We start from the raw sequence: 26272 nt of genomic DNA, 5'->3' as shown, positions 1-26272 counted from the left end.
TATTGCGGCCAGGTTTTGGCTATTCGGAGTCCAGTTGGGATTCGGAGAGGTAGGTGTCGACCGGCTGGCCTTGTTCGTCTTCCAGGGTCACCTGGTACCAGGGGCTGGCGCGGATGGTTGGGTTGAGGCTGAGGTCGTTGCTGTCGTGGGCGGTGGAGTGTTCTTTGTCGACGGCGACTACGACACCGTGGTGACCCATGGATACGTGGCGGACTCGATCGCCGATCGCGAATTTGGGTTCCGTCATGATTCACGCACCTTTCCGATACAGCTCACTGTATCTGGCTTGCGTGCAACGACATTGATCAACTGGTACCGGCCTGGCGGTACCGCGGATCCGAGCGGCACCTGCCGCAGATGATCATTTCGACCGAGTACCCCTTCACTGGACGAGGCAAACTGGTCGGTTTCTTCCGTGCGAACTGCGTTCGGGTTGGCGGCGTGCGTGGCGTCACCGAGGCGGTGGTGCCATACAGTACAATCGTACTAAGTACGCTCGTACTGTTTACGAGAAGGGTTTCGTATGTGGGATCCGAAGAAGTATCTGGACTTCGCCGATCACCGGGCACGCCCGTTCTTCGAGCTGATCGGCCGGATCGACGCCGAAAAGCCGCGCCGCGTAATCGATTTGGGCTGTGGGCCGGGCAATCTCACCGGAGTGCTCGCGCAACGATGGCCGGACGCGCAACTGGACGCGGTCGACTCCTCGCCGGAGATGGTTCGGGAGGCGCGGGAGCGGGGGATCGACGCCAGAGTCCTCGACGTCAACGACTGGGCGCCGGACGCCGAGACCGATGTCGTCGTCAGTAGCGCTGTCCTGCAATGGGTTCCGGATCACCTGTCGCTGCTCCCAGAATGGCTCGACGCGCTGGCGCCCGGCGCCTGGTTCGCCATGCAGGTGCCCGGCAACTTCGACGCGCCGTCGCACCGGGAGATTCGTGCGCTGGCAACCGAAGCACGCTGGCAGGCAAAGTTGGGCGAGATCGCCTTGCGCAGTGCCGACGCGGTGCCCGGACCAGCCGAATACGCAACGGTTCTCGCGGTTGATGACACCGCGGTCGACGTGTGGGAAACCACGTACCTGCAACGACTTTCGGGGCCGGACCCGGTGCTGGAGTGGGTATCCGGCACCGCGCTGCGCCCGATCCGCGCGGCCTTGGATGACGAAGACTGGCGCGAATTCCGCACCGAACTGGCACCCCGGCTGCGCGTGGCCTACCCGGCCAGATCCGACGGCACCACCTGGTTCCCGTTCCGCCGAATCTTCGCCGTCGCGCACAAGCCCTCGGCCTGAGCCGTATTCGCGCGGACCGGCAGCGGTCAGGGTGAAGTAAGGAAGCCGTCGACGACGCGCCACGCGCGGCGGATCGCGTCGTTGTCGTCGAGGCGCAACGCCGTGTTGGTCGCGCACAGCACGGCGTCGATCTGAAAGGCCGCGAGCTCCGCGTCGATTTCCACGATCTCGCCCGCGGTCACCGCGTGCCGCAGTTCACGCTCGAGGGTGCGTACCCACGCCCGGCGGTCGCGGAACAGCGCGTCGCGCACCGGTCCCGGCCTGCTGTCCTGTTCGGGCATGCTTGCCACCCAGAAGCAGCCGCCGGCGAACAGCGGGCTCTCGACATAGGCCAGCCAGTTCTCGACCAGCGCCCGAAACCGCGCGACACCGTGCGGCGCGGGCGTTGCCGGTTCGACCACCGCGTCGACGAACAGGTCACGCGCGTAATCGATGGCGGCCAGCTGCAGGGCTTCCTTGGTCTTGAACAGCGTCTGGATGCCCGCTTTGCTCAGCCCGGCATCGGTGGCGAGCCTGCCGAAGCTCAACCCCTCCAGCCCGTCCAGCGAAGCGATGTCGACCGCGTGCCGCAGCACGGTCTGTCGCGTCTTCGCCCCGCGGATCAGGCGTTTGTCGGTGATCTCGGCGGGCTCGCGCCGGGCGAGGACCGCGGAGTCGGGGCCACTTTCCATACGGTCGATCGTACTCAGGCTGGCGAGAAATGGTCACCAGAGGAGTCGGTGTGTGTTTGGATCGGCTCATGTCCTACGAGGTTGATCCGCGCGTCGACACCTATATCGACGCGCTGCCCGCCTGGCAGCAAGCGATCTGCCGGGAGGTGCGCGAGCTGGTGCACGCCGCCGACCCGGCGGTCGTCGAGACCATCAAGCGCACCGTGCAGCCGTACTTCGTGCTCGACGGCAACATCTGTGCGCTGCTCGCGGCGAAGACACACGTCAACGTCTTCCTCTACGACGGAGCCATGGTGGCGGACCCCGACGGCATCATCACCGCGGGGCACGACAACAAGACGGCACGAACCGTCTCCGTTCGAGAAGGCGAAAAAGTCCCCGCCGCACCGCTTCTCGCGATGTTCCAGCAGATCATCGCGAATAATCGCGCCGGTGGCTGGCGCAAGCTCAAACGCGAAAGCTGACTCAGCCGACCGCGACGTCGAGGGAATCCGGCAGTTCGCCGGTGTCTTCCAGACCGCGGGCAGCTCGCTGTGCGAGCATGGCGAGTACGGGCAGTCGTGCGTCGCCCAATGACATCGCATGGTTGCCAAGGTGATTGGTGACGAACGCGACGGACACGCCGAGCCCGGGCATCGCGATGCCGCCCGAGCCGCCGATCCCGAAGTGCCCCAATGCCTGCCGGGTCAGCTTGGTGCCGACGATGCCGCGGTGGTAGCCCAGCGCGAAATGTGGTGCGGCGCCGAGCACATAGTCGAACCGCCCGTTCGGCGGCATCTGCGCGATCAGCCGGGTGGTCTCCGGTCGCAGCAGCCGTCGGTGGCCGATCATGCCGTCGTTGGCGATCGCGCCGTACATTTTCGCCAGCGACCGAGCCGTGAAGACCCCGTTCCAGCCGGGCATCATCGTGTCGTAGGGCTGCTCGCCCAGCGTCATGTCCGCCCAGCCGTCGTACACCGCACCGCGTGCCGCGTGTACGGCGCGCATCGAGGCGAACGGGGCGATCATCCGGTCGAACGGCACCCGCGCGACACCTAGTCGCGGCGACAGCTGGGCCAGTCGATGCCGCTGATGCTGCGGAACGCCGAAGTAGAAGTCGTTGTCGCCCAGCGGTTCCGCCAGTTCGGTGCGGATCAGTTCGGGGAACGGGCGCCCGGTGGCGCGCTGCGCGATCTCCGCGACGATGGTGCCGAAGGTGAGCCCGTGATAGCCGGTCGCGCGCAGCCGCAGCGGGTCCGGCGCGGAGGCGGCGATGGCGGCGGCCAAGGCATCGTGGTCGAGCAGGTCCGCCGGGTTGTCCACCAGCCCGCGGGTGCGCTGTAGTCCCGCGCGATGATTCAGCACGTCGCGAATGGTGATGTTTTCCTTGCCGTTCGCCGCGAACTCCGGCCAGTAGGTGGCCACCGGCGCGTCGTAATCGAGCACACCCCGTTCGGCCAGCCGGTGGATGACGGTGGCCGCGACGCCCTTACCGGTCGAATACGACAGCGCCATCGTGTCCGCGTGCCAGCGCCGCTCGCTGTCCGCCCAGCCCGCCCAGATGTCCAGCACGGGTGCGCCGTGCAGGTAGACCGCGAGGCCGCCGCCGCCCTGCCGCTTGCGCCGGAACAGGCCGAAGAACTTCGCGGCCACGAGGGTGAAGCGGTCGTCGATGAGCATGGTCCCGGGACTGTCCGAGCTCGCTAACGGCATGGTCAGACTCCTTTGTCCAGTACGCCAGCCAAGCCGCCGCGGTAACTCTTGCAAGCAGCTTGCTAACACCCACGGTAACGTGTGTCAGTTGCCGCGTGCAATGGGTCTGAGACAAGTTGCCGTGCGATGCGTACGTCGTCACAACCGCGGGTCGACGGGTTCCGACTCCAGCGCGAGCACCGCGAAAACGGCCTCGTGTACCCGCCACAGGGGTTCACCGGCGGCGAGCCGGTCGAGCGCCTCGAGGCCGAGGGCATACTCGCGCAATGCCATTGAGCGCTTGCGGCCGAGGCCGCGGGAACGCAGGCGGTCGAGGTTGTTCTCGCGCAGGTATTCCGGGCCGTAGATGATCCGGAGGTATTCGGGGCCACGGCATTTCACGCCGGGCTGCACCAGCCTGCCGTCGCCGGCCGCACCTTCGGACTTCCTCGGTCCGCGAACCAGCGCCTGTCGTGGCTTGACCACCATGCCCTCGCCGCCCGCGGCGGTGAGTTCGGTCCACCAAGTGGTGGCGGCCGCCGTGCTGTCCGGGTCTGTCAGGTCGACGAAGACGCGTCCCGTCGGCGTGAACAGATCGGTGTCGGCCGCGACCAGTCGATCGATCCGCGCGAGGTGCCAGTCATGCTCGCGCACGGCGTAATTCGCGCCCTCGCCAGCAAGGATCTGGAACGGTGCGAGCCGGAGTCCGGCCATGCCTTCGACCGGCCAGCAGTAGCGGCCGTACGCGTCGGTGAACGCTGCGGCGTCCTCCTTGCGTGCGCCGGTACGGCCCGCGAGATCGCCGACGTCCATGCCTCGTTCCGCCACCGCCGCCAGCACCTCGGCGGTGGCACCCAGCGCCGCGCGCGCCGCTGTGCCGACGGCTGCGTACTGGTTGCGTAGCAGGCCGATTGCCTTCGCCGACCACGGCATCAGCTCGGTGTCGAGCAGCAGCCATTCGCTGCCCAACTCGTCGAACAGCCCGGCGGTCTCCGCGGCCGCGCGTACCCGGGCGAGCAGCGTCTCGGTATGCACCGGATCGTCGAAGAACGGGCGACCGGTGCGTGTGTAGATCACGCCGGTGCCACCGTCGTCGACGCCGAAGCGGTCGCGCGCGGCCAGTGCGGACCGGGCAACCAGGACCACCGCCCGCGACCCCATGTGCTTCTCCTCGCACACGAGCCGGTCGACCCCTTCGCCGCGGTAGTACGCGAACGCCTCCGACGGGTGCTCCAGGTAGCCCGGCAGCTCTGACGTCGCGCACGGCGACATCGTCGGCGGCAGATACACCAGCCAGCGCGGGTCGATGGCGAACCGGCTCATCACTTCCAGTGCGGCGCAGGCGTTTTCCTCCTGCACGCCGACCCGGCCGTGATACCGGGTCTCCACCACGCGCCTGCCGATCACGTCATCCAGGTCGAGCACGCCGGGATCCCGATGCACCACCCCCTCGGCCGTGCTGATCGTGGTCGCCTCCAACGGCCGCACCGGTTCGTACCAGACCGACTCCGCCGCAACCGAAACCGGCTCACGCTCGGGGTAGCGCAGCGCCGACAGCCTGCCGCCGAACACCACGCCGGTGTCCAGGCACAGCGTGTTGTTCACCCACTGCAGGTCGAGCACCGGCGTGTGCCCGTACAGCACGGTGGCCCGGCCGCGGTAGTCGTTGGCCCACGGGTAGCGCACCGGGAGCCCGTATTCGTCTGTCTCCCCGGTGGTCTCGCCGTACATGGCGAACGACCGCACCCGGCCCGACGCGCGCCCGTGGAACTCCTCCTTCAGCCCCGCGTGCGCGACGACGAGCTTGCCGCCGTCGAGGACGTAGTGGCTCACCAGCCCGCGGCAGAATTCGTGCGCAGTCTTGCGGAAAACCTCGTCCTCGGCGTCGAGCTGCGCCAGCGACTCGGCCAGACCGTGCGCCACCCGGACCTGCTTGCCGTCGAGGGCGCGCACCAGCTTGTTCTCGTGATTCCCGGTGACGCACAGCGCGGTTCCCGCCGCGACCATGCCCATCACCAGTCGCAGCACGCCGGGGGTATCCGGCCCGCGATCGACCAGGTCGCCGACGAACACCGCCGTGCGACCCGCCGGATGACGCGCACCGATCGCGCGGCCCGCGTCGTCGCGGTCGAGGGCATAGCCGAGTTCGCCGAGCAGCGTTTCCAATTCGCCGCGGCAGCCGTGCACATCACCGATCACGTCGAACGGCCCGGTGAGTTCCCGCTTGTCGTTCCAGGCCTTCTCGTCGACGATGGTCGCCGCTTCGACCTCCGCCACCCCGCGCAACACGTACACCTTGCGGAAGCCCTCGCGCTCCAGCCCACGCAGGCTGCGCCGCAGCTCGCGCTGCTGCCGGACCACCACGTGCGCACCGAGCGCGGCCCGGTCCGGACGCGACGAATTACGTTCCAGGCAAACCGAATCCGGTACATCCAGCACGATCGCCACGGGCAGCACATCGTGCGCCCGCGCCACCGCGATCAATTCCTGCCGTGACTTGGCCTGCACGTTGGTCGCGTCGACGACCGTGCGCAGGCCACGCCGCAGCCGGACACCCGCGATGTGGTGCAGCAGGGCGAACGCCTCGGCGGTGGCCGACTGGTCGTTCTCGTCGTCGCTGACGACGCCGCGGCACGCATCCGAAGACACCACCGCGGTCGACCGAAAGTGCTTGCGCGCGAAGGTCGACTTGCCCGATCCGGTGCTGCCGATCAACACCACCAGGGACAGCTCGGGCACCGAAAGTTCCGCCATCATGCCGCCCCTTCCCTCGTCGAAGTCGCGGTGACCTCGGTGTTGTTGAACTCGTTCTTGGTGAATACGGCCATTTGCGTCGGCGCACCGAACTCCGGATCCGGCGCGCCGATCGGCACGAACCGCACCGTATACCCGTGCCGCGCCGCCACCGCGTCTGCCCAGGCCGCGAATTCCGCTCTGGTCCACTCGAATCGGTGGTCGACATGCCGAAACGTGCCGGCCGCCAACGTCTCGTAGCGCACATTGAACTCCGCGTTTGGCGTGGTGACGAGCACCGCTCCCGGCGCCGCCGCCGCGAACACCGCGTGCTCGAGCGCACCGAGACGCGGCAGATCCACGTGCTCGATGACCTCCATCAGCACCGCGGCGTCATAACCACGCAACCGGGCGTCGGTATAGGTCAGCGCGCCCTGCCGCAGCGTCAATCGCTGCGCCACCCGTTCCGGCATCCGCTCCAGCCGCAGCTTGCGTTCGGCGATATGCAACGCCCGCATCGAAACATCCACACCGACGATTTCGGTGAATGTCTTGTCCGACAGCAACTCCCGCAGCAACACCCCCTCGCCGCAACCCAGATCGAGCACCCGCCGCGCCCCGGCCTCGTGCAGCGCTGCGCGCACCGCGGCCCGCCGGGTCACCGCCAAAGACGGTGTGTTCCGCGTCGTTTTCGTTGTGTTATCGATTTCGGCCACTTGGCTTGCCGTGGAGGGTGTTTCGCTGACTTCCAGCGTCGAGCCGACGCCATTCGAGTCGCTCTCGTCGCCGGCTTCCTCCACCGCGTCCAATGCCTCCGGCTCCACCTCTTCCACCTCGGCCAGCCGCGCCAACGCGGTACGCACCAGCGACTGCCGTCGCGCCAGGTACCGCCGCGCGATCCACCCGCGCTCCGGATGCTCGGCCAACCACCCGCCACCAGCCCGGATCAGCTTGTCGACCTCGTCGGCGGCGACCCAGTAGTGCTTGGCCCCGTCCAACACCGGCAACAGCACGTAGAGATGCGAAAGCGCATCGGCCAGGCGCACGGTCCCGGACAACTCGACCCGCAGATAATGTGAGTCACCCCACTCCGGGAACGCCGGATCCAACGGCAGGGGAGTGGCCGTCACCGTCCACCCGAGCGGCGCGAACACCCGTTCCGCCACCTCCGCCCCGCCGCGACACGGCACCGCTGGCAGCGCGATACGCAACGGCAGCGCGGTCTCGGCAAGCTCCGGCCGCAGCGTGCAGCGCCCGTGCAGCGCGGTGCGGAACACCGCGCCGATCGCGACGGACAACAGCGACGACGCCGCGTACGGCCGATCGTTCACGTACTGCCCGAGACTGAAATCCGGTGTGCCACCCGAACGTCCACGCACCAGCCGGATCGGATCGATCTCCAGCACCAGCGCCGCGGTACACCGGGCGGCCGTAGCCTCCGGATACACCACGTGCGCCGTTCCGTAGGACTGCTCGAACGCCTGCACCCGATCGGGGTTCTTGTGCAGCAAGAAACCCAGGTCGGTCGCCGGCCACGCGGCGCCGTCCGGTGGTGTGCAGGTGATCGTCAGGAGCATCTAGCGATCGTCGCTTAGCCGCCGTAACCTGCGCAAGGAAGTTTCATCCTTGCCACCGATCGACCATCAAGAGGTCGGATACGGCCACGTCCAGTCCGCGACGTCGGGGATGTCCGCACCGTGCTCGCGAGTCCACGCCCGCGCCTCCCACCGCGCGTCCACCATTTCCTGCCGCAATCCGGCCGCTCGCTCACCCAGATTCGGCACCCGATCGATCACATCCATCACCAGGTGAAACCGATCAAGATCATTGAGCATCACCATGTCGAACGGCGTCGTCGTGGTGCCGCGCTCCTGATATCCGCGCACGTGCAGTCCGGCGTGATTGGCCCGTCGGTAAGTGAGCCGGTGCACCAGCCACGGGTATCCGTGGAAGGCGAAGATCACCGGCCGGTCATGGGTGAACAGCGTGTCGAACTCGCTGTCGGGCAACCCATGTGGATGATCGTCCTGTGGCTGCAGCCGCGTCAGATCGACCACATTGATCACCCGAACCCGCAAGCCGGGCAGTCGTTCACGCAGAATCGCCGCCGCCGCAAGGGTTTCCAGCGTCGGCACGTCACCGGCACAGGCCAGCACCACATCCGGAATGCTGCCGAGCTCGTCGTTGTGCCCGGCCCAGTCCCAGATGCCGATCCCGCGCGCGCAGTGCTCGGCCGCGTCGTTCACCGAAAGCCAGTCCGCCTGCGGCTGTTTGCCTGCCACCACCACGTTGACGTAGTGCCGCGAGCGCAGGCAGTGGTCGTAGGTGGACAGCAGGGTGTTGGCGTCCGGCGGCAGATAGACCCGAACGATCGAGGCCTTCTTGTTGAGCACCACGTCAAGGAATCCAGGGTCCTGATGGGTGAACCCATTGTGGTCCTGCCGCCAAACATGCGAGGACAGCAGGTAATTGAGGCTCGCGATGGGTCGCCGCCACGGCACCGCCGCACTCGCGTCTAGCCACTTGGCGTGCTGGTTGAACATCGCGTCGACGATGTGGATGAACGCCTCGTAGCAGGTGAACACCCCGTGCCTGCCGGTCAGCAGATAGCCCTCCAGCAGTCCCTGGCACATGTGCTCCGACAGCACCTCGATCACCCGGCCGGTGCGGTCGAGCTTTTCGTCGTATTCATCGATCTCGGCCTGCCAGTTGCGGCCGGTCACCTCGAGGATGTCCTGTAGCCGGTTGCTGGCAAGCTCGTCCGGCGCGAAGGTGATGAAGTTGTCCGGGTTGTTCCTGGTGACCTCGCGCAACCAGCCGCCGAGCACCCTGGTCGCCTCGTGCTGCGACCCGCCCGGCGTGGCGACCTCGACCCCGAAGTCGCGCCAATCCGGCAGGTTCAGGTCGCGAACGAGCGTGCCGCCGTTGGCCACCGGGTTGGCGCTCATCCGCTGATCGCCGACGGGCACCTGGTCGAGCAGTTCCGACACCGGCTTGCCCGACTCGTCGAACAGCTCCTCCGGACGATACGACCGCAGCCACTGTTCCAGCACCGCACGATGATTCGCGTCGGTGCGCGCCGCGGGCAGCGGTACCTGATGCGCGCGGAAGGTGCCCTCGACCGGGTCGCCGTCCACCATCGGCGGACAGGTCCAGCCCTTCGGCGTGCGCAACACGATCATCGGCCAGGTGGGCCGAACCCCGTCGGTGCCGCCGCGCGCGGCCCGCTGGATCTGCGCGATGCGTTCCATGCAGGTATCGACCGCGACCGCCATCGCCTGGTGCACCGCCGCCGGATCGCTGCCCGACACGATGATCGGCTCGTAGCCGTACCCGCGCAGCAGCGAGACCAGCTCCGTCTCCGGAATCCGCGCCAGGATGGTCGGATTGGCGATCTTGTATTGATTCAGCGCGAGGATCGGCAGTACCGCACCGTCGCGCGCCGGATTGAGGAACTTGTTCGCGTGCCAGCTGGTGGCCAGCGGGCCGGTCTCCGCCTCGCCGTCGCCGATCACGCAGAACACCGTCAGATCCGGCTGATCCAGTGCCGCGCCGAAGGCATGCATGAGCGAATAGCCGAGTTCACCGCCCTCGTGAAACGACCCGGGCGTCTCCGGCGCGCAGTGGCTCGGCACCCCGCCGGGGAAGGAGAACTGTGCGAAGAACGTACCCATGCCTGCCGCGTCCTGCGGAATGTGGCTGTAGAGCTCGGAGTACGTGCCCTCCAGCCAGCCACACGCGTTCGGCCCCGGCCCGCCGTGACCCGGCCCGGCGACGAACACCGCATTGAGCCCGCGCTGCCGGATCGCCCGGTTGGCGTGCACCCACACCAGATTCAATCCGGGCACCGTGCCGAAATGGCCGAGCAGCCGCGGCTTGATGTGTTCGGCCTGCAGCGGTTCGCGCAGCAGCGGATTCGCCATCAGATAGATCTGCCCGACGGCCAGGTAATTCGCCGCACGCCACCAGGCGTCGATCGACACCAGTTCGTCGGGCTCCAGCGGCCCGGCCACCTCGCTCAGCCGATAGGACCGCGGCGCGACCGTCTCGCCGCTGGCGCTGCCGACATTGTCTGCCGCGGTGTCACCACCCGCGCTCGCCATGTGGGTCATCTGCCGACTCTCCTCACGTTCTCGGGCCGTGTGGGAGCGGTACCCAGCGGAACCGCGTTCACCAGTCCGGTAGGGATGCCGATCACCATCGGCATCGCCGGATGAAGGATTCGTCGGCCAGCCTAACGGGGATTTCGCTGTGCGGAAGGTCGACTCGGGCCTTCGCCGCCGCGATGGTCTAGGGTCCGCCGCATGCACACACTCGGCAGGATCATCGGGATCGGAACCATGGCCGCGGCAGCGTTCACTCTGGTCGCCTGTGGCTCGGACGACAAGGCGTCGTCCACTCCTTCTTCTTCCCCCTCCTCGGTCGCGAAGGCCACCGCGTCGGCGCAGGGCGCACCCGCCGCGAGCAAGGGCCGGGAATGCACCGCGGAGGATATCGGCGTGAGCGGCGACTTCGGCACCGCCCCGAAGATCACCCTCCCGGACAACTGCGACCCGCCCAAGAAGCTCATCACCAAGGACCTCATCCAAGGCACCGGGTCCGGCGCGGCCTCTGGTCAGCAGCTCACCATGAACTACGCGCTCATCACCTGGTCCAACGGACAGAAGAAGGACAGCTCGTTCGATCGCGGCACCCCGTTCCAGCTCACCCTCGGTGGCGGACAGGTCATTCCAGGCTGGGACCAGGGGCTTGTCGGCGTGCAGCAGGGCGCGCGCCGACTGCTGATCGTGCCGCCGGAGCTCGGCTACGGCGCCAGCGGTCGCAGCGGCATCGCGCCGAACGAGACGCTGGTCTTCGTCACCGACGCGGTGTCGGTCGGCAAGTAGGGCCCGAAAAGCGGCCGAGTGCAGCCCGCCCCGGCCGGTCAACTAACCTGGTCGGGATGCGTACGCCGCGTCCCTCGCCAACCCGGCGGGTGCCGGGGTCCCGGTAGAAGTCCGGGACAGCGGGGGATCGCGTCTCAACCAGAACAGACGACGAACAAGGAGCATGTCCGTGAAGAGCACCGTCGAGCAGCTGAGCCCGACCCGGGTCCGGATCAATGTCGAGGTGCCCTTCGAGGAACTGAAGCCGGACTTCGATCGCGCGTACAAGGCACTGGCCAAGCAGGTCAAGATCCCAGGCTTCCGTCCTGGCAAGGCCCCGGCCAAGCTGCTCGAGGCTCGCCTCGGCCGCGGCGCGGTGCTGGAGCAGGTCGTCAACGACGTGCTGCCGGGCCGCTACAGCGAGGCCGTCACCGCGGCCGACGTGAAGGTCATCGGCCAGCCGGAGATCGAGATCACCAAGATCGAAGACGGCGAAGAGCTGGCGTTCACCGCCGAGGTCGACGTGCGCCCGGAGCTCACACTGCCGGACTACGAGACCCTCGAGGTCACCGTCGACACCTTCACCATCGGCGACGAGGACATCGACGAGCAGCTGCAGTCGCTGCGCCAGCGCTTCGGCACCCTCACCGGTGTCGAGCGCGCGGTGCAGGACGGCGACTTCGTCTCCATCGACCTGTCGGCGACTGTCGACGGCGAGGACGTCCCCGAGGCGGCCACCACCGGCCTGTCCCACGAGGTCGGCTCCGGCCAGCTCATCGAGGGCCTGGACGAGGCGCTGGTCGGCCTGTCGGCCGGCGAGTCCAAGGACTTCACCTCGACCCTGGTCGCCGGTGAGCACGCGGGCAAGGAAGCCGTCATCAAGGTCACCGTGCAGTCCGTCAAGGAGCGTGAGCTGCCCGAGGCCGACGACGACTTCGCCCAGCTGGCAAGCGAATTCGACACCCTCGACGAGCTGAAGACCGACCTGCGCAACCGGGTCGAGCGCAGCAAGAAGGTCGAGCAGGCGGGCCAGATCCGGGACAAGGTGCTGGAGACCCTGCTCGAGCAGGTCGAGGTGCCGCTGCCCGAGGCGGTCGTGCAGGCCGAGATCGACGCCGTCACCCACGACGCCGTGCACGGCTTCGACCACGACGAGGCCAAGCTGGCCGAGGCGCTGGAGGCCCAGGGCTCCAGCCGCGAAGAGTTCGACAAGGACGCCAAGGAGTCCGCCGAGAAGTCGGTGCGCACCCAGCTGCTGCTGGACGCCATCGCCGAGGCGGAGAACACCCAGGTCGGCCAGGACGAGCTCACCGAGCGGATCCTGTTCCAGTCGCAGCGCTACGGCCTGGCACCCGAGCAGTTCATCCAGCAGGTGCAGCAGGCGGGCCAGCTCGGCGCGATCTTCGCCGACGTCCGGCGTGGCAAGGCCCTCGCCGGCGTTGTCGGCAAGGTGAAGGTGACAGACTCCGAGGGCAACGCGGTGGACACCACCGAAATGTTCGGTGCCCCAGATGATTCTGTCGCCGACGACGATGTCGAGGTGATCACCGACGTGGCCGCCGACGACGAGTCGACCGAGACCGCCGCGGCGAAGGCCGAATAGTTCTATGAAATACCAGCGTGATGAGTGGCTGCGAGCTGCGTTGATTGCGCTGTGAGCGAGCGAAGCGAGTGAACCAAAAACACAGCGCGCCCTCGCGAACAGTGCAACTGAGCGCTAGCGAAGTTGCGCTGTGAGCGAATCAGGGCGGTACCGGGAGTTCGGTGCCGCCCTGCTTCGTTAATGTTTGTGACAACGAACCAGAGATGGCCGTCGGCCAACGAGCCGGTAAGAAAAGGCAGGTATCCGTGACAGTCAATCAGGCAGGGGTCGTCATGACATCCGCGACTGCTGGTCTCAACCTCAGCGATTCGGTGTACGAGCGGCTGCTTACCAATCGCATCATCTTCCTCGGCACCCAGGTCGACGACGACATCGCGAACAAGCTCTGCGCGCAGATCCTGCTTCTCACGGCGGAGGATCCCACCAAGGACATCGCGCTCTACATCAACTCGCCCGGTGGTTCGGTGACCGCGGGTATGGCCATCTACGACACCATGCAGTTCGCCGAGTGCGACATCGCCACCTATGGCATGGGCCTGGCCGCGTCGATGGGGCAGTTCCTGCTCACCGCGGGCACCAAGGGCAAGCGCTTCGCCCTGCCACACGCGCGGATCATGATGCACCAGCCGTCCGCGGGCATCGGTGGTTCCGCCGCCGATATCGCGATCATGGCCGAGCAGTTCGCGCACACCAAGCGTGAGCTCAACGAGCTGCAGGCCAAGCACACCGGCAAGTCCGTGGAGCAGGTCGCGCTCGACGCCGACCGCGATCGCTGGTTCACCGCCAAGCAGGCGCTGGAGTACGGCTTCATCGATCAGGTGATCAGCCACGCGAACCAGACCAACGGCGTCGCCGACAACTAGGCGCCATCCGGACTCTCTGTCCGTTCAGCGCATCCGCGGCTTACACACACAGACTTTGGAGACGAAGATGGCCAACCAGTTTGACCCACGCGCAGCGCTCGGCGGTAGGGCACCGCAGGGCGCCGAGTCGCGCTATATTCTGCCGTCGTTCATCGAGCACTCGAGCTTCGGCGTCAAGGAGTCCAACCCGTACAACAAGCTGTTCGAGGAGCGCATCATCTTCCTCGGCGTGCAGGTGGACGACGCGTCGGCGAACGACGTCATGGCGCAGCTGCTGGTGCTCGAGTCGCTCGATCCCGACCGCGACATCACCATGTACATCAACTCGCCCGGTGGCTCGTTCACCTCGCTGATGGCCATCTACGACACCATGCAGTACGTGCGTGCCGACGTCGCGACCGTCTGCCTCGGCCAGGCCGCCTCGGCCGCGGCCGTGCTGCTCGCCGCTGGTACCCCCGGCAAGCGCGCATGCCTGCCCAACGCCCGCGTGCTGATCCACCAGCCCGCGCTGGAGGGTGGCATTCAGGGGCAGGTGTCGGACCTGGAGATCCAGGCCGCCGAGATCGAGCGGATGCGTCGCCTGATGGAGACCACGCTGGCCCACCACACCGGTAAGGACGCGGATCAGATCCGTAAGGACACCGACCGCGACAAGATCCTGACCGCCGCGGAAGCCAAGGAATACGGGATCATCGACCAGGTGTTCGACTACCGCAAGCTCAGCGCTCAGAAGAAGTGATATGAACAGGGGGAATCGCCGATCCCGGCGGCGCTTCGCTCGTAAGTTGCTGTAACCCAGGGAATTCCGGCCGGGAAGCGTGCCTTGTGGCGTGCTGCCCGGCCGGACTGCTTCAGTGTCACGGCTGGCCCGGAAACGCTCAGGTCTCCAGCCTCGATGAAATAAGCGGCCGGCCCACGAAAAGGCCGCTGAACGGACACAACGCGCTCCGGTGCGGTGAGAACTCGCACAACCCGGCCGAGAAACATGCTCGAGTTGTCGACCTCCATCGCACACAACAGGTACGGTCAACCTAGGGACCTTTGCTCCTGGTTGACAGCACTGCCTCACCCACCGGAACCGGTCGATGCGTTTGCGATCACGGCCGGTGGCGCTGACAAGTAACGCGGCAGATAGCTGGCAACCTGGACGGACGGTTGCACGCGGACAAGGAAGTAGGGACCCACGAGATGGCGCGCATCGGAGATGGCGGCGATCTGCTCAAGTGCTCGTTCTGCGGAAAGAGCCAGAAGCAGGTCAAGAAGCTCATTGCGGGACCAGGGGTGTACATCTGCGACGAGTGCATCGATCTATGCAACGAGATCATCGAGGAGGAGCTCGCCGAGTCCAGCGAGGTCAAGCTCGATGAGCTGCCCAAGCCCGCGGAGATCCGGGACTTCCTGGAGAACTACGTGATCGGGCAGGACACCGCCAAGCGCACCCTCGCGGTGGCCGTCTACAACCATTACAAGCGCATTCAGGCCGGCGACAAGGGCCGCGACAGCCGCGGCGAGGTCGTCGAGCTGACCAAGTCGAACATCCTCATGCTCGGCCCCACCGGCTGCGGCAAGACCTACCTGGCGCAGACGCTGGCCAAGATGCTCAACGTCCCGTTCGCCATCGCCGACGCGACCGCGCTCACCGAGGCCGGGTATGTCGGTGAGGACGTCGAGAACATCCTGCTGAAGCTGATCCAGGCCGCCGATTACGACGTGAAGCGCGCCGAGACCGGCATCATCTACATCGACGAGGTCGACAAGATCGCCCGCAAGAGCGAGAACCCGTCGATCACTCGCGACGTCTCCGGCGAGGGCGTGCAGCAGGCGCTGCTGAAGATCCTGGAAGGCACGCAGGCGAGCGTGCCGCCGCAGGGCGGACGCAAGCACCCGCACCAGGAGTTCATCCAGATCGACACCACCAACGTGCTTTTCATCGTCGCGGGCGCGTTCGCGGGTCTGGAGCGGATCGTCTCCGAGCGCACCGGCCACCGCGGCATCGGCTTCGGCTCCGAGGTGCGGTCCAAGTCCGAGATCGACACCGCCGATCACTTCGCCGAGGTGATGCCGGAGGATCTGATCAAGTTCGGCCTGATCCCCGAGTTCATCGGCCGCCTCCCTGTCGTCGCCTCGGTGACCAACCTGGACAAGGAATCGCTGGTCAAGATCCTCTCCGAGCCGAAGAACGCGCTGGTCAAGCAGTACGTTCGACTGTTCGAGATGGACGGCGTCGACCTCGAATTCACCACCGACGCACTGGAAGCGATCGCCGATCAGGCGATCCTGCGCGGCACCGGTGCCCGTGGGCTGCGCGCCATCATGGAGGAAGTGCTGCTGCCGGTGATGTACGACATCCCCAGCCGCGACGACGTCGCCAAGGTGGTCGTCGACTCCGACACCGTCACCGAGAACGTGCTGCCGACCATCGTGCCGCGTAAGGCGCAGCGGACCGAACGCCGGGAGAAGTCGGCGTAAGCACGAGCTGATCTGAGAAAAGCCATCGCACCCCGCGGTGGCTTTTTTCTTGGTGTAAAGGCCCCCATTCTGGGTACCCGGTATTCAGGGTTGAGCAGACAGCCTAGTTCTGGAGCTCGTTGTGAAGCCCCGGGGCGCAAAGCATTGCCGGCAACGACGTCAATTGCCGTGCGCGACAGGACTGAGATCCTCATGTCGACCCCTCTTGCTCCCGCTACTTTCCCCACAAGTACCACGTCGAGACCGGTGTCGAAGCGAGGTGTGGCACCGAGTCGAGCGACATTGCCGAGTCGGCCTGCGCCGGAAGCCCGGCTGAGCGTTTCCGTCACCGCCCCCAGCGAGAAGGTCACGCTGTGCGCCCTCGCGGGCGAGGTGGATTTCTACACCGCTGACCAGTTCAAGAACCAGCTGATCGGCTCCTTGAGTACCGCCGCACCGCTGGTGGTCGTCGACCTGTCCCAGGTGACGTTCTTCGCTGTCGCCGGTCTGCACGTGCTGATCGAGGCGCAGGCCTGGGCTGGGCACACCGGCCGCCGGATCCGCCTGGTCACCGGCCCGCGCTGTGTCGATCGGCTGCTGCAGGTCGCGGGTGACGTCGCGACTTTCGATACCGCCGCCAATCTCGCCGACGCGTTGCTCGGCCCCGCCTAGTTTTCCGAGGCGGTGGCGGTCACTACGATTCGATGATGTTTGCCCGCTACCGTCTCGAGCGCAAGGTCGACGCGCTGAACTACAAAGTCGACCTGATCCTCCAGCACCTGGGGATCGAGAACACGCCCGCTGAACCGATCCGGACCGTGCCTACCACCGCGCGGTCCGCTTTCAGTTGGGTCGAGATCGACGCACTCGTGGCCGACGGCAAGAAGATTCAGGCCATCAAGCGCTATCGGGAGCTGACCGGCGCTGGTCTCAAAGAGGCCAAGGACGCCGTCGAACATCGCTTCCCGTACTGAGTTCTACAGCGGCACCGGACGTTCGAGCACCACATGCTTCATCACCAGCGTCGAGGTCAAGTGCTGCACGCCGGGTAGCGTGGCCAGCTTCTCGTCGTAAAGCTGTTGGAACGCAGGCAGATCCGCCGCGACGACGCGCAGCAGAAAATCCGGATCGCCGAACAGTCGCTGTGCCTGCAGCACCTGCGGGATCTCCGCGACGGCCTGCTCGAACGCGGCCACGGTGGTGCGATCCTCCTGCCGCATCGTCACGAAGACCAGCGCCTCGAACGTCAACCCGACGGCCGCGGCGTCGACCAGCGCGCGATAGCCGCGGATCACCCCGGACCGTTCCAATTCCCGCAGCCGACGATGGCATGGCGACAGGCTCAGCCGGACCCGGGCGGCGAGTTCGGTGATCGTCAAACGACCGTCCTTTTGCAGCTCGGCAAGAATCTTCCGGTCGACGCGATCCATGGGGTAGATCCTTCCATATATGGCCGCTCAGCTGCGAATACTTGGAATCACCTGCTTGATCAACTCACCTATCCTTCCTTCGGGTATTCGTTCGAAGGGAGAGGTTCCACATGGCAGTCGGGTACATCGCGGCGTTTTGGACCGTGTCGGTCTTGCTGATCCTTGTCCCCGGCGCGGATTGGGCGTACGCGATCTCCGCCGGTCTGCGTGAGCGATCGGTGGTGCCCGCCGTCGGGGGACTGCTGCTGGGTTATGTCGCGTTGACCGCGGTGGTCGCGGCCGGCGTCGCCGCGGTGGTCGACCGGAATCCCGTTGTGCTGACCGCCCTTACGGTGTTCGGCGGGCTGTATCTGATGTGGCTCGGCGGCACGACCCTGGCCACGTCGAGCACCCCCGCAGCCATGCCGGAGCAGGCGAACCCCGCCCCGTGGGGCGCCAGCGTGCTGCGTGGCATCGGCATCAGTGGACTGAATCCCAAGGCGATCCTGCTCTTCCTGGCCCTGCTGCCACAGTTCACCGACCGCACCGGCTCCTGGCCGCTCGCCGCCCAGATCGGCACCCTCGGCCTGATCCACACGCTGAGCTGCGCCGCGATCTACCTGTGCGTCGGCATCTTGGCCCGCACGGTCCTGCGCGCCCGCCCCGCCGCCGCCCGCGTCGTCACCCGCGTGTCCGGCGTCGCCATGATCCTCATCGGGACGTTGCTGCTAGTGGAACGTCTAATGTGAGTTGGCCATTCGGCCGCCGTGCCGAGGGGCGCCGGAGCCGGCCTGCCGCTATGGACACGCCAGAACCGGTTGGCCCCGATATCACCGCTGATCTGCACGACGCGGTCGGCGACGCCGCCTGGTGGGCGTCCACTGTGGCGCGGGTGCAACAAGCGGCGGAAATTCACCGATAAATCACTGGTAACGAATCGCTACGGCAGACGATGTATCTGTCGTGGAGTTCCTTTTGGTCGCCATCGCCGCTGCATACATCGCAGTCACCGACTTCATGGGTGGAGTTGCGGGCGCCCTCGGGTCCTCCAATAGGTAGCTAGAACCGAGTCGCGGGTGAACACCTGCAGGCACTCGCGGCTCGTGCAACACCCACTGCCCCAAGGTTGACCTCGAACCCAGCCTTGGGGCAGTCGCATGTCTAGCGGTCGATCTCCTCGGCGAGCATCCCCTCGACCTCCGCGCACATCTCGGCGAACCACACGGTCACCGATGGGTAGTTCGGCGCGGCCAGGAAACCGTCGCTGCTGCCGAACCACACCGGCGGATCGGGCTCCGTCACTTGCGATCCGTCGACCACCTCGTAGAACCATCCCTCGTCCAGCTCGAGCACGGACAGCACCAGCAGGTGTCCCGGATCGGTCAGTGAGCTGTCGTACTCGGCAAAGTTCTCCGCCCGCTTCCGGTCCTCCGGGTAGATCGCGCTGACCCCGAGCCGCCGACGTCCCGAGCCGCCGAGGGATTCGTAGCGGCCCAGCTCGCGACCCATCAAGCGCAGCACCTCACGGACCGCCACCGGCACCGCGGGCACCCGCTGGGCCCGCGCCATCGCATCGATCTCGGCATCGTCGGCACCCAGCACCGTCCGCGGATCGAATCCACGGCCTACCGAATCCGCGAAAAGTGCCCTGATCTGCGCTGCTGCATCTCGTGACATGACAACCAATCTAGTGCGCGTGCCCGCCGTCGCCGGGTGACACGGCCGTCCGGATCGAGTCCGCTCGAGCTCAGCGAATAGCCGGTTTCAATCCGGTTGGCACGATAAATCTCGGTCGGGGATGCGTCCGTGGACGAGATACTCCGCCGCGATGGCTCGAGCACATGAGCTGGTGCCCGGCACCGAGCCGGGGAGGCCCTTGGGCCTGGTTTGCGGCAGGACGAGATGGCCGGGTTTGCCGACTACGGTGATCAGGCGTGCGTTCGGGATGGTCGAGCGGACGGCGCGGGCACCCGAGATCGGCGTCACCGGGTCACGCTCGTTGGCGATCAGTATCGCGGAGCCGATCCGGTCGTAGCCCACCGTGCTTGTGCCCGTGTGGGGTTGGGGCCAGAACGCGCACACTGCGGCAAATCCCATGCCCAAGTAGGTCAATGGCGCTGTGGCGGCGAGTTGCCTTGCCATGTCGACGACTTCGTCGATGTCGTGGCTCCACGCGCCGACATCGCAGTTGCGGGCGGTCCACCAGCCGATGCGTGAACTGGCGAAGAGGACATCCTGGGCGAGCTCGTCCAGCAGCGGCGTTATCCGAAATGCCATGGCGGCGTTGAGTTGTGTCGTCGCCGAGGGGTAGTCGATCGCGGCGCGCAGCGTCAGCAGTTTGCGTTCCAGCACTTCGTAGGGGCTGTTGTCGACGCCGAAGAACAGGGTGTTGAGATCGTTGCCGCTGAAGGTGCGATCGAGCGGCAGCGGGATCGGGTGGGCGGTAAGGTCGGCGCGCAGGGTGGTCAGTGCGGTGCGGACTGCGCCGGTGTTGTCACCGAATGCGGTGCCTCGGGTGGCGAGCCACGGGGCGAACTGTTGCTCGATTACCTTCTGCTGACGTAAGAATCGTTCCGCATATCCCGCTGTGGTGGAGACGGCTGGGTCGGCCACGGAGTCGAGCACCATGCGGTCGACGCGGTCGGGGAAGGTGCGCGCTAGCTCGAGGCCGAGCAGTGTGCCCTGCGAGACACCGAGGTAACTCCAGGTCGGTGCCCCCAACAGCGCGCGAACCAGGTCCAGATCGCGGACGGTCTGCCAGTGGGTAATGGTCCCGGCCGTGGCGGCGCTGGCCGGGGTGCGGTCGACGCACGATCGAACCCAATCCCTGGCCTGCCCCAGCTGCAGGCGCACCGAATCGGCCGAGAAGTCCAGGACATCGGTGCGGTCGTTGCGTCCGGTGCCGAGGAGCAGCGGATCGCCCGAAATGGTTGCGTCGCAATCTTGATCGGTGCTGGACAGGCGGGTGCCGCGCGGATCGAAACCCAGCAGATCGTAGGTCTCGCGCAGCTCGGGAAACGCGGTCGCCCACTCGATCGGATTGAGCAGCGATCCCGCCCCGGCGCCGCCCGGGCTGGTCAACAGCAGTCGCGCCGCCGGCTTTCGGGCGGGTAGCCGGGAGATCTCGAACGTAGCGACCGGCCCTCCCTCGGGCTGCGTCCAATCCAGTGGCGTTCGCACCGTCGCACAATCCAGCCCGTCGAGCAGCGGCGCACGAACACCGGCCGCGGGTTTGCCGTTCGCGGCGGCAATCAGCCCGGCCTCGGTGCACGGCTTCCAGTCCAGACGCTGGGTGGCGATCGCCGTGGGGAGCTGCGGCGCGCCATCGGGGTATTCGATGAAATGCGCTGGTGGCGGCTGGAATTCGAGGTTATATGAACTGTCTGCCGAGGCGTGCCCAGCCGCAATCGACAAGACAATCGCCAGTACCGGCAGCACGATGACAGGTCGCCGCGTTCGGCGCATGGAATCCCCTCCACCCAAATGGGCCTTGCGCCAATCTAATCGAAGAAGCCTGGAGCTTCCAGTCTGGGCGTTGTTATCGGGGCCTTCGTACGCCGATCAGGGTTTGCGGCCTACGCCGGCCCAGATCCAGGCGGGTCCGGCATCGGGATCGACCTCGTAGAGGGATTCCTCGGCGAGTTCGGGGTGCCATTCCTCGAGCGTGACCACGCCCGGCTCCACGATTTCTGTTCCGGCGAACAGGTTTTCGATCTCGGCGCGGGTGCGCGGGACCATGGTGATACCGGCGCGCTCGCAGGCTTGCGCGGCCTCGGCCGTGGCCGTCGGATTGAAATCCGCGGTGGGGTGACTGATCGTCAGACTGCTACCGGAGGGCACCGTCTCCAACAGCCGCGCGATGATGCCGTGTGGATCGTCCGAGTCGCGGAAGTACATCATGATCATGGTCAGCGTAATGGCGACCGGTCGATCGAGGTCGATGGTGGTGGCGAGCGCCGGGTTGGTCAGAATCGACTCGGGGTCGTGCAGATCGGCGTGGATGAACGCGGTCTTACCCTCGCGGGTACTGGCCATCAGGGCGCGGGCGTGGGCGAGCACGAGCGGATCCTTGTCGACGTAGACGATGCGGGCCGCCGGATCCACCTCCTGGGCCACCTCGTGGGTATTGCGTGCGGTCGGCAGGCCGGTGCCGATGTCGAGAAACTGGGTGATGCCCAGTTCGGTGATCGCATAACGCACGGCGCGGCCGAGGAACGCGCGGTTGTGGCGCACCATCGTGCGGATGGTGGGGACAAGCGCGGCGATCCTGTCGCCGAGCACCCGATCGACCGGATAGTTGTCCGCACCGCCGAGCCAGTAATCGTAGAAACGTGCCTCGTGCGGTTTGGTGGTATCGATCGTGACCGGCAAGGGTGAACCTGTCTGACCGTCGCCATCCGACATGGTGCTCCTCTCCGCGAGGTGGCCGCGCAGGAATCTGCCGAGCTCACCACACCAAATTGCCGCCGACGCGTGGCGACTCGCCAAAGCGTACGGCGCCAGCATATTCCGGTGAATAGTCGACATGCCGCGAATCCGTACCGAATCGGCACCGGCTCGGCCCCGTGTGGGCGGCGGACGCTCAAGGAACACTCGCGGCGATGCGGTGGGAGAGGTGGCCGAGGGCCAGCAGCGTGAAGATGTCGGCGAGGATCGGAATGGTGAATCGCAGCGGTCGCGGACCGATCGAGTCGGGGATGGCGGTGATGCTGCCGTTGTCGCTCTGGTGGGCCAGTAGGTAGGTCACCGCGCGTTCGGCCGGCGCCGGGTCGTTCTGGCGGCACACGGCGATGAGGGCGTAGGCGGTACTGATCGGGTCGCTTGGTTCCCGGTGTTGCTGCCCCCAGCCGCCGTCGGCGTTCTGCCCGTCCAGCACGAGGGCCATGATCCGTTTGGTCATCTGCCGCAGGTAGGCGGGCCGGTGGCCGGGGTTGCGGGTGGCCACGAGCAGCGCGCGGAACACCGTGTGCAGGCGACTGCTCGACCAGTCCGGCGGGAAGGACCCGTCCTCGCGCTGCTGGTCGGCCAGGAACGCGAGCCCGGCGGCGATGGTGTCGTGGTGTCGTTTCCACCGCGGGGTCAGCGCGTCTACCGCGGCAGCGGTCATGCAGGCTTCCGACGCGGCTCCGGCGATATAGGTGGGGAATCCGCCGTCAGGGTTGCGGACCGCCAGCAGTGACTTCTCGCCCAAGCGGATCGGTTCGCGGTACCTGTCAGGGTCGAGTGCGCCAAGGAACTGAATGGCGACCGAGGTGTCGTCGACGTCGGTTTGGTAGGCGAGGTCGGTGTAGGACCAGCCGCCGCCCGGCTGCTGCTGGGACCGCAGGTGCGCGGCGATGGCGTGCAGGACATCGCGCGGGGCGGAGGCGGCGGCGAGTGCGACACCGGCGGTGGCGGTGCACCAGGTATCGGTGTCGCCGACGAACGGCATCCCACCGTCTTCGCGCTGCAGGGCCAAGGCTTTGGTCAGTCCATCGGCCACCACGTTTTCGGTGTGTGGGAGGCGGTGCAGGGCGTGCAGTGCCCACAGCTGGATGAGGACGTTGCTCTCCCAAACCTGGCCCTGGCGTTGGGTTTCCAGCAGTATCCGCACGTCCTCGTCACTGATGTGGTCGTGCCGGTTAGCGGCGTCGGCGAGAACTATCTTCACGGCGGTGACCTGCACCCTGGCCCAGCTGTGCAAGCCCGTCAGGTCGAAGGCGCTCGGGTCGAGCGGGCGCGAGGGGAGGAGGCCGTACAGGGCGAAGGTCGCGTCGAACATGGCGTGTTTGCGCGCGCCGGTGAAGCCGGGTGCTCTGGCAAGGAACACCTCGGCCAGTCCCGCGGCGGGACCTGCGGTCGCGGCGCGGCTGAGGGCGAGGTCGACGAGGATCCGATCCAGTGGATCTGTCGTGGCCTGGGCGCGCAGATAGTCGACGAGGCGGCTCACTCGCTGGGGCTGTAGACCCGTCCGCTCCAACAGGTTCAGCGCCAGCACGGACTCCAGGATCCGGCTGCGACAGGGATCACGGACCGCGCCGTCGGGACCGACGCGCGTTGTCAGATAGGACCGCAGGCGAGTGGTTGCGGAGGTGAGAGCCGGGGGGAAGAGTTCAGGCGACCAGCTCGCCTGGGCTCGACTGGGTGTCGCTAGTCGCATGACGGTCTTTCCGGTGTTCGAGGAGGAGTACCCCAACATGTTCCCTCCGCAAACGAAACACATGCGTCGAAATGACGATCTTGCTGCGCAGGCACAGACAACCACGGCTAATCGCAATTAGCCTGGCCAAGGCCATGTTCCACGCATGGCGGCACCGCCCGCGCAAGTCATGCGGTAGGCGGAGTCCGCAGGCGGTTTTCGAAGATGCGGTGGGCATCGGCTATCGCATGGTGACCGAAGGTGAGGATGTCGCGTCGGCGGGCGCGGCGGCTCCGGTAGAGCGATCGGCGAGAGTTGTTGCGCCGCAGGCGCAGTGCCTCATCGATGATGCGGTGCCAGGGTTTGGGGAGCGACTCCAGTGCGTGGCGGCCAGCACCGTCCTTCGAGGTAATGGCACCGGTGGCGATGGTGTAGTGCAGGCGCGCGATGCCCGTGACGGTCCAGACGGTGGCGTAATCGGTGAGGAGGAACAGGCCATCTTTGCTGAGTAGGGTGGCGGCCCGAGTCAGTCCGGCCGCCCAGAACTCGTCGAGGTTGGTGTTCTGCCAAGCGGCCAACGCGGTGGGATCGGTCCAGATGTCGACGTCGGCGGCAGCCGGTCCGCGCAGTGTGACGCCGTGCTCGGCCAGAGTGTGCCAGGTGACCGGATTATGCTGGCCATCATAGGGTTTCAGTCGCCCACTGTTGCTTGCTGGTCGCGCGCCAGTCGCTTGCGGTCCTGCGGCAAGGTCGTTCCAGGTCAGGTAGATCCCGTCGAAAAACGGGCGGCGGCGCCGTTCGCGAAGCCCAGCGTGCACCCGTTCGAGCGCGCCGAGCTCCGCGCTGCCCGACGGGTTCGCGGTGACCGCGACGAAGTCGATGTCACTGGCATCCGGCCGGAAATCGTTGAGTGCCAACGACCCTTCCAGGTACAGACCTTCGATCAAACCGGGCGCCTCGGCATCGACCGATGCCAGATAAGTCTCGACGGTGTCTTCGACGATAGCGGGAAGCGACATGGATGCGAGTCTGCCGGAATCGAGTCGATCGGGTGCCGGGCTGCACGCCGCGCTTATCCGCATCTACACCGAGGAAGCGGTCGAGCGGGTACGCATCTTCCAGCAGTTCTACGCCGCCGGACTCAGCAGCTGCACCATCGCCAAGCTGCTGCCGTGCATGGACACCGGCCACAGCACCGCTGCTCAACGCGACGAACTGCTGGGTGAGCGCGACCGCCTCGCCCGCCACATCGACACCATGACCCACGCCCTGCATCGACTCGAGCAGCTGATCACCGCCCCGCCTCGCTGAGAATTCGGTGCACTGGCAGGCTAACTCGGAACCTGCTGCCCTGGAACGTAACTGGCGGGGCTTGGCCAACTGGTGAACGGAGGAAGCGGAATCTCAAACATCTCGAGATTCCGCCGCGCGTCAGAGGACCTACATTCCCTATGTTCAGGAGTGTGGGCGGTTGAACTGTCCGTCGAGGACCCCAGCGGTGAAGGCATCCCAGTCGCCATGGGTGAAGAGCAGTGCGGAACCGTTGGGGTTCTTGGAGTCTCGGACTCCGATTAAGCCGCTATCCAGGAACGCGACCTCTACGCAGTCGCCGTCGGGGTTGCTGTAGCTGCTCTTGAACCATTCAGCGCCAGTTAGATCGACGGTCACGCTAGATACTCCCTTGCTACCTGCCGGAACAGATTCCTGCTGGCCGTGGCATCCAACGCTGCCTGACTGATGCCCTCGTACAAATCATCGTAGCGTCTGACATCATCCGGCTTTTCGAGGTAAAGATTGCCGATCGAGCTTCCTTCGATGAAGACCACTGTCGGCTCCACTTGCTCTCCCGTGGCCGTCACGCCGAAGTCCAGAATCACGAACGGGCCGATGTACGACCCGACGGGGAACCCGGCTTGGAAGGGAAGTACTTGGATGGTGACATTCGACTGTGTGCTCACGTCGGCCAGCCATTTGAGCTGTCCGGCCATGGTTCTCGGGCTGCCGGAGATGCGGTGCAGTGCTGCCTCGCCGATCACCGCTTTGACCGTGGTTGGGTTGGTCTTGCGCGTAACTATGTTCTGCCGCTGCATCTTCAGTTGAATCCACCGGTCATGTTCCGTCGCAGCGGCTTCTGGAAAGCGAAGCTGCGCCAGAGCACGAAGGTAGTCGGGGGTCTGGAACTGGCCGGGTACCAGTTCGGGATGGTAGGAGCGCAATTCGACCGCAGCCGACTCGAGGCCTACGAAGACGTCGAAGTCCTTCGGTATGAGGTCGCCGTATTCGTGCCACCAACTCTTGACGCTCGCCTGCCGGGCCAGCCCGATGAACGCCTCGACCAGTTCACCTGGTACCCCGTACAGATCACACGCGGCTTGGATATCGCGCGCTTTGATCCGACTGTTCTGGCCACGTTCTAGGCGCTGCAAACTGCTGGAGCCCATCTCCAATAGCTCGGCGGCTCTCTGCTGACTCATCCCCGCGCGACTACGCCATTCCGTCAGATGAGGCTCCCCCCGAACGGTGGACACCTAGTTAGCGGGATGGTTTGTCCTGCTGAGAGGATGTCTGTATGTCTCGGAAGCGTCGGTCGTTCACGA

The 26272-nt window shown here is 66.2% G+C and carries 25 protein-coding genes; 11 read left to right on the top strand and 14 right to left on the bottom strand.

Features of this window, described 5'->3' with window-relative positions; genetic code table 11:
• Positions 1-19: 19 nt before the first annotated feature.
• Positions 20-247 (bottom strand): heat shock protein HspQ, encoded by a 228-nt coding sequence (hspQ, locus tag ACIA8C_RS41965; RefSeq protein ID WP_397144903.1) that lies wholly within the window; start codon positions 245-247, stop codon positions 20-22.
• Positions 248-523: 276 nt separating this feature from the next.
• On the opposite strand from hspQ, the gene ACIA8C_RS41960 reads away from it, so the two are divergent.
• Complete coding sequence (locus ACIA8C_RS41960) at positions 524-1294, top strand: trans-aconitate 2-methyltransferase (protein ID WP_397144901.1); 771 nt, start codon at positions 524-526, stop codon at positions 1292-1294.
• A 26-nt stretch (positions 1295-1320) separates the two neighbouring features.
• On the opposite strand, the gene ACIA8C_RS41955 is transcribed toward ACIA8C_RS41960, so the two are convergent.
• Positions 1321-1965, bottom strand: a complete 645-nt coding sequence (locus ACIA8C_RS41955) for a TetR/AcrR family transcriptional regulator (RefSeq protein WP_397144899.1) — start codon at positions 1963-1965, stop codon at positions 1321-1323.
• Positions 1966-2033: 68 nt separating this feature from the next.
• Between ACIA8C_RS41955 and ACIA8C_RS41950 the strand changes: the two genes are divergently transcribed.
• Positions 2034-2429 carry a DUF1801 domain-containing protein gene (locus ACIA8C_RS41950; protein ID WP_397144897.1) on the top strand — a complete coding sequence of 132 codons (396 nt, stop codon included), beginning with the start codon at positions 2034-2036 and terminating at the stop codon, positions 2427-2429.
• Position 2430: 1 nt separating this feature from the next.
• On the opposite strand, the gene ACIA8C_RS41945 is transcribed toward ACIA8C_RS41950, so the two are convergent.
• From ACIA8C_RS41945 to ACIA8C_RS41930, 4 genes are all read right to left on the bottom strand, one after another.
• Positions 2431-3657, bottom strand: a complete 1227-nt coding sequence (locus ACIA8C_RS41945; protein WP_397144895.1) for a serine hydrolase domain-containing protein — start codon at positions 3655-3657, stop codon at positions 2431-2433.
• A 138-nt stretch (positions 3658-3795) separates the two neighbouring features.
• A complete protein-coding gene (locus ACIA8C_RS41940) occupies positions 3796-6390 on the bottom strand; it encodes a polynucleotide kinase-phosphatase (RefSeq protein ID WP_397144893.1) in 2595 nt (864 codons plus the stop codon).
• A complete protein-coding gene (locus tag ACIA8C_RS41935; RefSeq protein ID WP_397144891.1) occupies positions 6390-7946 on the bottom strand; it encodes a 3' terminal RNA ribose 2'-O-methyltransferase Hen1 in 1557 nt (518 codons plus the stop codon). Before ACIA8C_RS41935 ends, ACIA8C_RS41940 begins: the two co-directional genes overlap by 1 nt.
• Before the next feature lie 66 nt (positions 7947-8012).
• Positions 8013-10472, bottom strand: a complete 2460-nt coding sequence (locus tag ACIA8C_RS41930) for a phosphoketolase (protein WP_397144970.1) — start codon at positions 10470-10472, stop codon at positions 8013-8015.
• A gap of 201 nt (positions 10473-10673) precedes the next feature.
• Between ACIA8C_RS41930 and ACIA8C_RS41925 the strand changes: the two genes are divergently transcribed.
• The 7 genes from ACIA8C_RS41925 to ACIA8C_RS41895 all read left to right on the top strand — a co-directional run bounded on the left by ACIA8C_RS41925 (position 10674) and on the right by ACIA8C_RS41895 (position 17122).
• Positions 10674-11255 carry an FKBP-type peptidyl-prolyl cis-trans isomerase gene (locus ACIA8C_RS41925; protein WP_397144889.1) on the top strand — a complete coding sequence of 194 codons (582 nt, stop codon included), beginning with the start codon at positions 10674-10676 and terminating at the stop codon, positions 11253-11255.
• Between the two features lie 169 nt (positions 11256-11424).
• Positions 11425-12837: a trigger factor gene (gene tig / locus ACIA8C_RS41920; protein ID WP_397144887.1), complete on the top strand. Its 1413-nt coding sequence runs from the start codon at positions 11425-11427 to the stop codon at positions 12835-12837.
• Between the two features lie 272 nt (positions 12838-13109).
• Entirely contained in the window at positions 13110-13700 is a 591-nt protein-coding gene (locus ACIA8C_RS41915; protein WP_397144885.1) for an ATP-dependent Clp protease proteolytic subunit, read from the top strand.
• Positions 13701-13767: 67 nt separating this feature from the next.
• Positions 13768-14439 carry an ATP-dependent Clp protease proteolytic subunit gene (locus ACIA8C_RS41910; RefSeq protein WP_397144883.1) on the top strand — a complete coding sequence of 224 codons (672 nt, stop codon included), beginning with the start codon at positions 13768-13770 and terminating at the stop codon, positions 14437-14439.
• Between the two features lie 449 nt (positions 14440-14888).
• Entirely contained in the window at positions 14889-16169 is a 1281-nt protein-coding gene (gene clpX, locus ACIA8C_RS41905) for an ATP-dependent Clp protease ATP-binding subunit ClpX (RefSeq protein ID WP_150403131.1), read from the top strand.
• 261 nt (positions 16170-16430) lie between these two features.
• Positions 16431-16820 carry an STAS domain-containing protein gene (locus ACIA8C_RS41900; RefSeq protein ID WP_397144881.1) on the top strand — a complete coding sequence of 130 codons (390 nt, stop codon included), beginning with the start codon at positions 16431-16433 and terminating at the stop codon, positions 16818-16820.
• A 35-nt stretch (positions 16821-16855) separates the two neighbouring features.
• Positions 16856-17122 (top strand): ribosomal protein L7/L12, encoded by a 267-nt coding sequence (locus tag ACIA8C_RS41895; RefSeq protein WP_397144879.1) that lies wholly within the window; start codon positions 16856-16858, stop codon positions 17120-17122.
• Between the two features lie 3 nt (positions 17123-17125).
• Here the strand turns inward: ACIA8C_RS41895 and ACIA8C_RS41890 are convergent, their stop codons facing one another.
• Complete coding sequence (locus ACIA8C_RS41890; protein WP_397144877.1) at positions 17126-17578, bottom strand: Lrp/AsnC family transcriptional regulator; 453 nt, start codon at positions 17576-17578, stop codon at positions 17126-17128.
• 110 nt (positions 17579-17688) lie between these two features.
• Between ACIA8C_RS41890 and ACIA8C_RS41885 the strand changes: the two genes are divergently transcribed.
• On the top strand, positions 17689-18306 hold the full coding sequence (locus ACIA8C_RS41885) for a LysE family translocator (protein ID WP_397144875.1): 618 nt from the start codon (positions 17689-17691) through the stop codon (positions 18304-18306).
• 412 nt (positions 18307-18718) lie between these two features.
• On the opposite strand, the gene ACIA8C_RS41880 is transcribed toward ACIA8C_RS41885, so the two are convergent.
• The 5 genes from ACIA8C_RS41880 to ACIA8C_RS41860 all read right to left on the bottom strand — a co-directional run bounded on the left by ACIA8C_RS41880 (position 18719) and on the right by ACIA8C_RS41860 (position 24694).
• Entirely contained in the window at positions 18719-19234 is a 516-nt protein-coding gene (locus ACIA8C_RS41880; RefSeq protein ID WP_397144873.1) for a hypothetical protein, read from the bottom strand.
• Between the two features lie 87 nt (positions 19235-19321).
• The gene (locus tag ACIA8C_RS41875; protein WP_397144871.1) at positions 19322-21022 is read right to left on the bottom strand and encodes an alpha/beta fold hydrolase; all 1701 of its coding nucleotides are present in this window, start codon (positions 21020-21022) and stop codon (positions 19322-19324) included.
• Positions 21023-21118: 96 nt separating this feature from the next.
• Entirely contained in the window at positions 21119-21961 is an 843-nt protein-coding gene (locus tag ACIA8C_RS41870) for an SAM-dependent methyltransferase (RefSeq protein WP_397144869.1), read from the bottom strand.
• 178 nt (positions 21962-22139) lie between these two features.
• The gene (locus tag ACIA8C_RS41865; RefSeq protein WP_397144867.1) at positions 22140-23735 is read right to left on the bottom strand and encodes a prenyltransferase/squalene oxidase repeat-containing protein; all 1596 of its coding nucleotides are present in this window, start codon (positions 23733-23735) and stop codon (positions 22140-22142) included.
• Between the two features lie 128 nt (positions 23736-23863).
• Positions 23864-24694 (bottom strand): aminoglycoside adenylyltransferase domain-containing protein, encoded by an 831-nt coding sequence (locus ACIA8C_RS41860; protein ID WP_397144865.1) that lies wholly within the window; start codon positions 24692-24694, stop codon positions 23864-23866.
• Here ACIA8C_RS41860 and ACIA8C_RS41855 point away from each other — a divergent pair.
• A complete protein-coding gene (locus tag ACIA8C_RS41855; RefSeq protein ID WP_397144863.1) occupies positions 24693-24986 on the top strand; it encodes a hypothetical protein in 294 nt (97 codons plus the stop codon). The genes ACIA8C_RS41860 and ACIA8C_RS41855 overlap by 2 nt on opposite strands.
• Before the next feature lie 144 nt (positions 24987-25130).
• On the opposite strand, the gene ACIA8C_RS41850 is transcribed toward ACIA8C_RS41855, so the two are convergent.
• Together ACIA8C_RS41850 and ACIA8C_RS41845 are read right to left on the bottom strand one after the other, a co-directional pair.
• Positions 25131-25343 (bottom strand): DUF397 domain-containing protein, encoded by a 213-nt coding sequence (locus tag ACIA8C_RS41850; RefSeq protein ID WP_397144861.1) that lies wholly within the window; start codon positions 25341-25343, stop codon positions 25131-25133.
• A complete protein-coding gene (locus tag ACIA8C_RS41845; RefSeq protein ID WP_397144859.1) occupies positions 25340-26203 on the bottom strand; it encodes a helix-turn-helix domain-containing protein in 864 nt (287 codons plus the stop codon). The genes ACIA8C_RS41850 and ACIA8C_RS41845 overlap by 4 nt, the downstream gene beginning before the upstream one ends.
• Positions 26204-26272 lie beyond the last annotated feature (69 nt).

It is taken from the genome of Nocardia sp. NPDC051321 (assembly GCF_044455225.1).
Classification (GTDB): Bacteria; Actinomycetota; Actinomycetes; order Mycobacteriales; family Mycobacteriaceae; genus Nocardia.
This window is presented reverse-complemented; position numbering and strand designations above follow the sequence as displayed.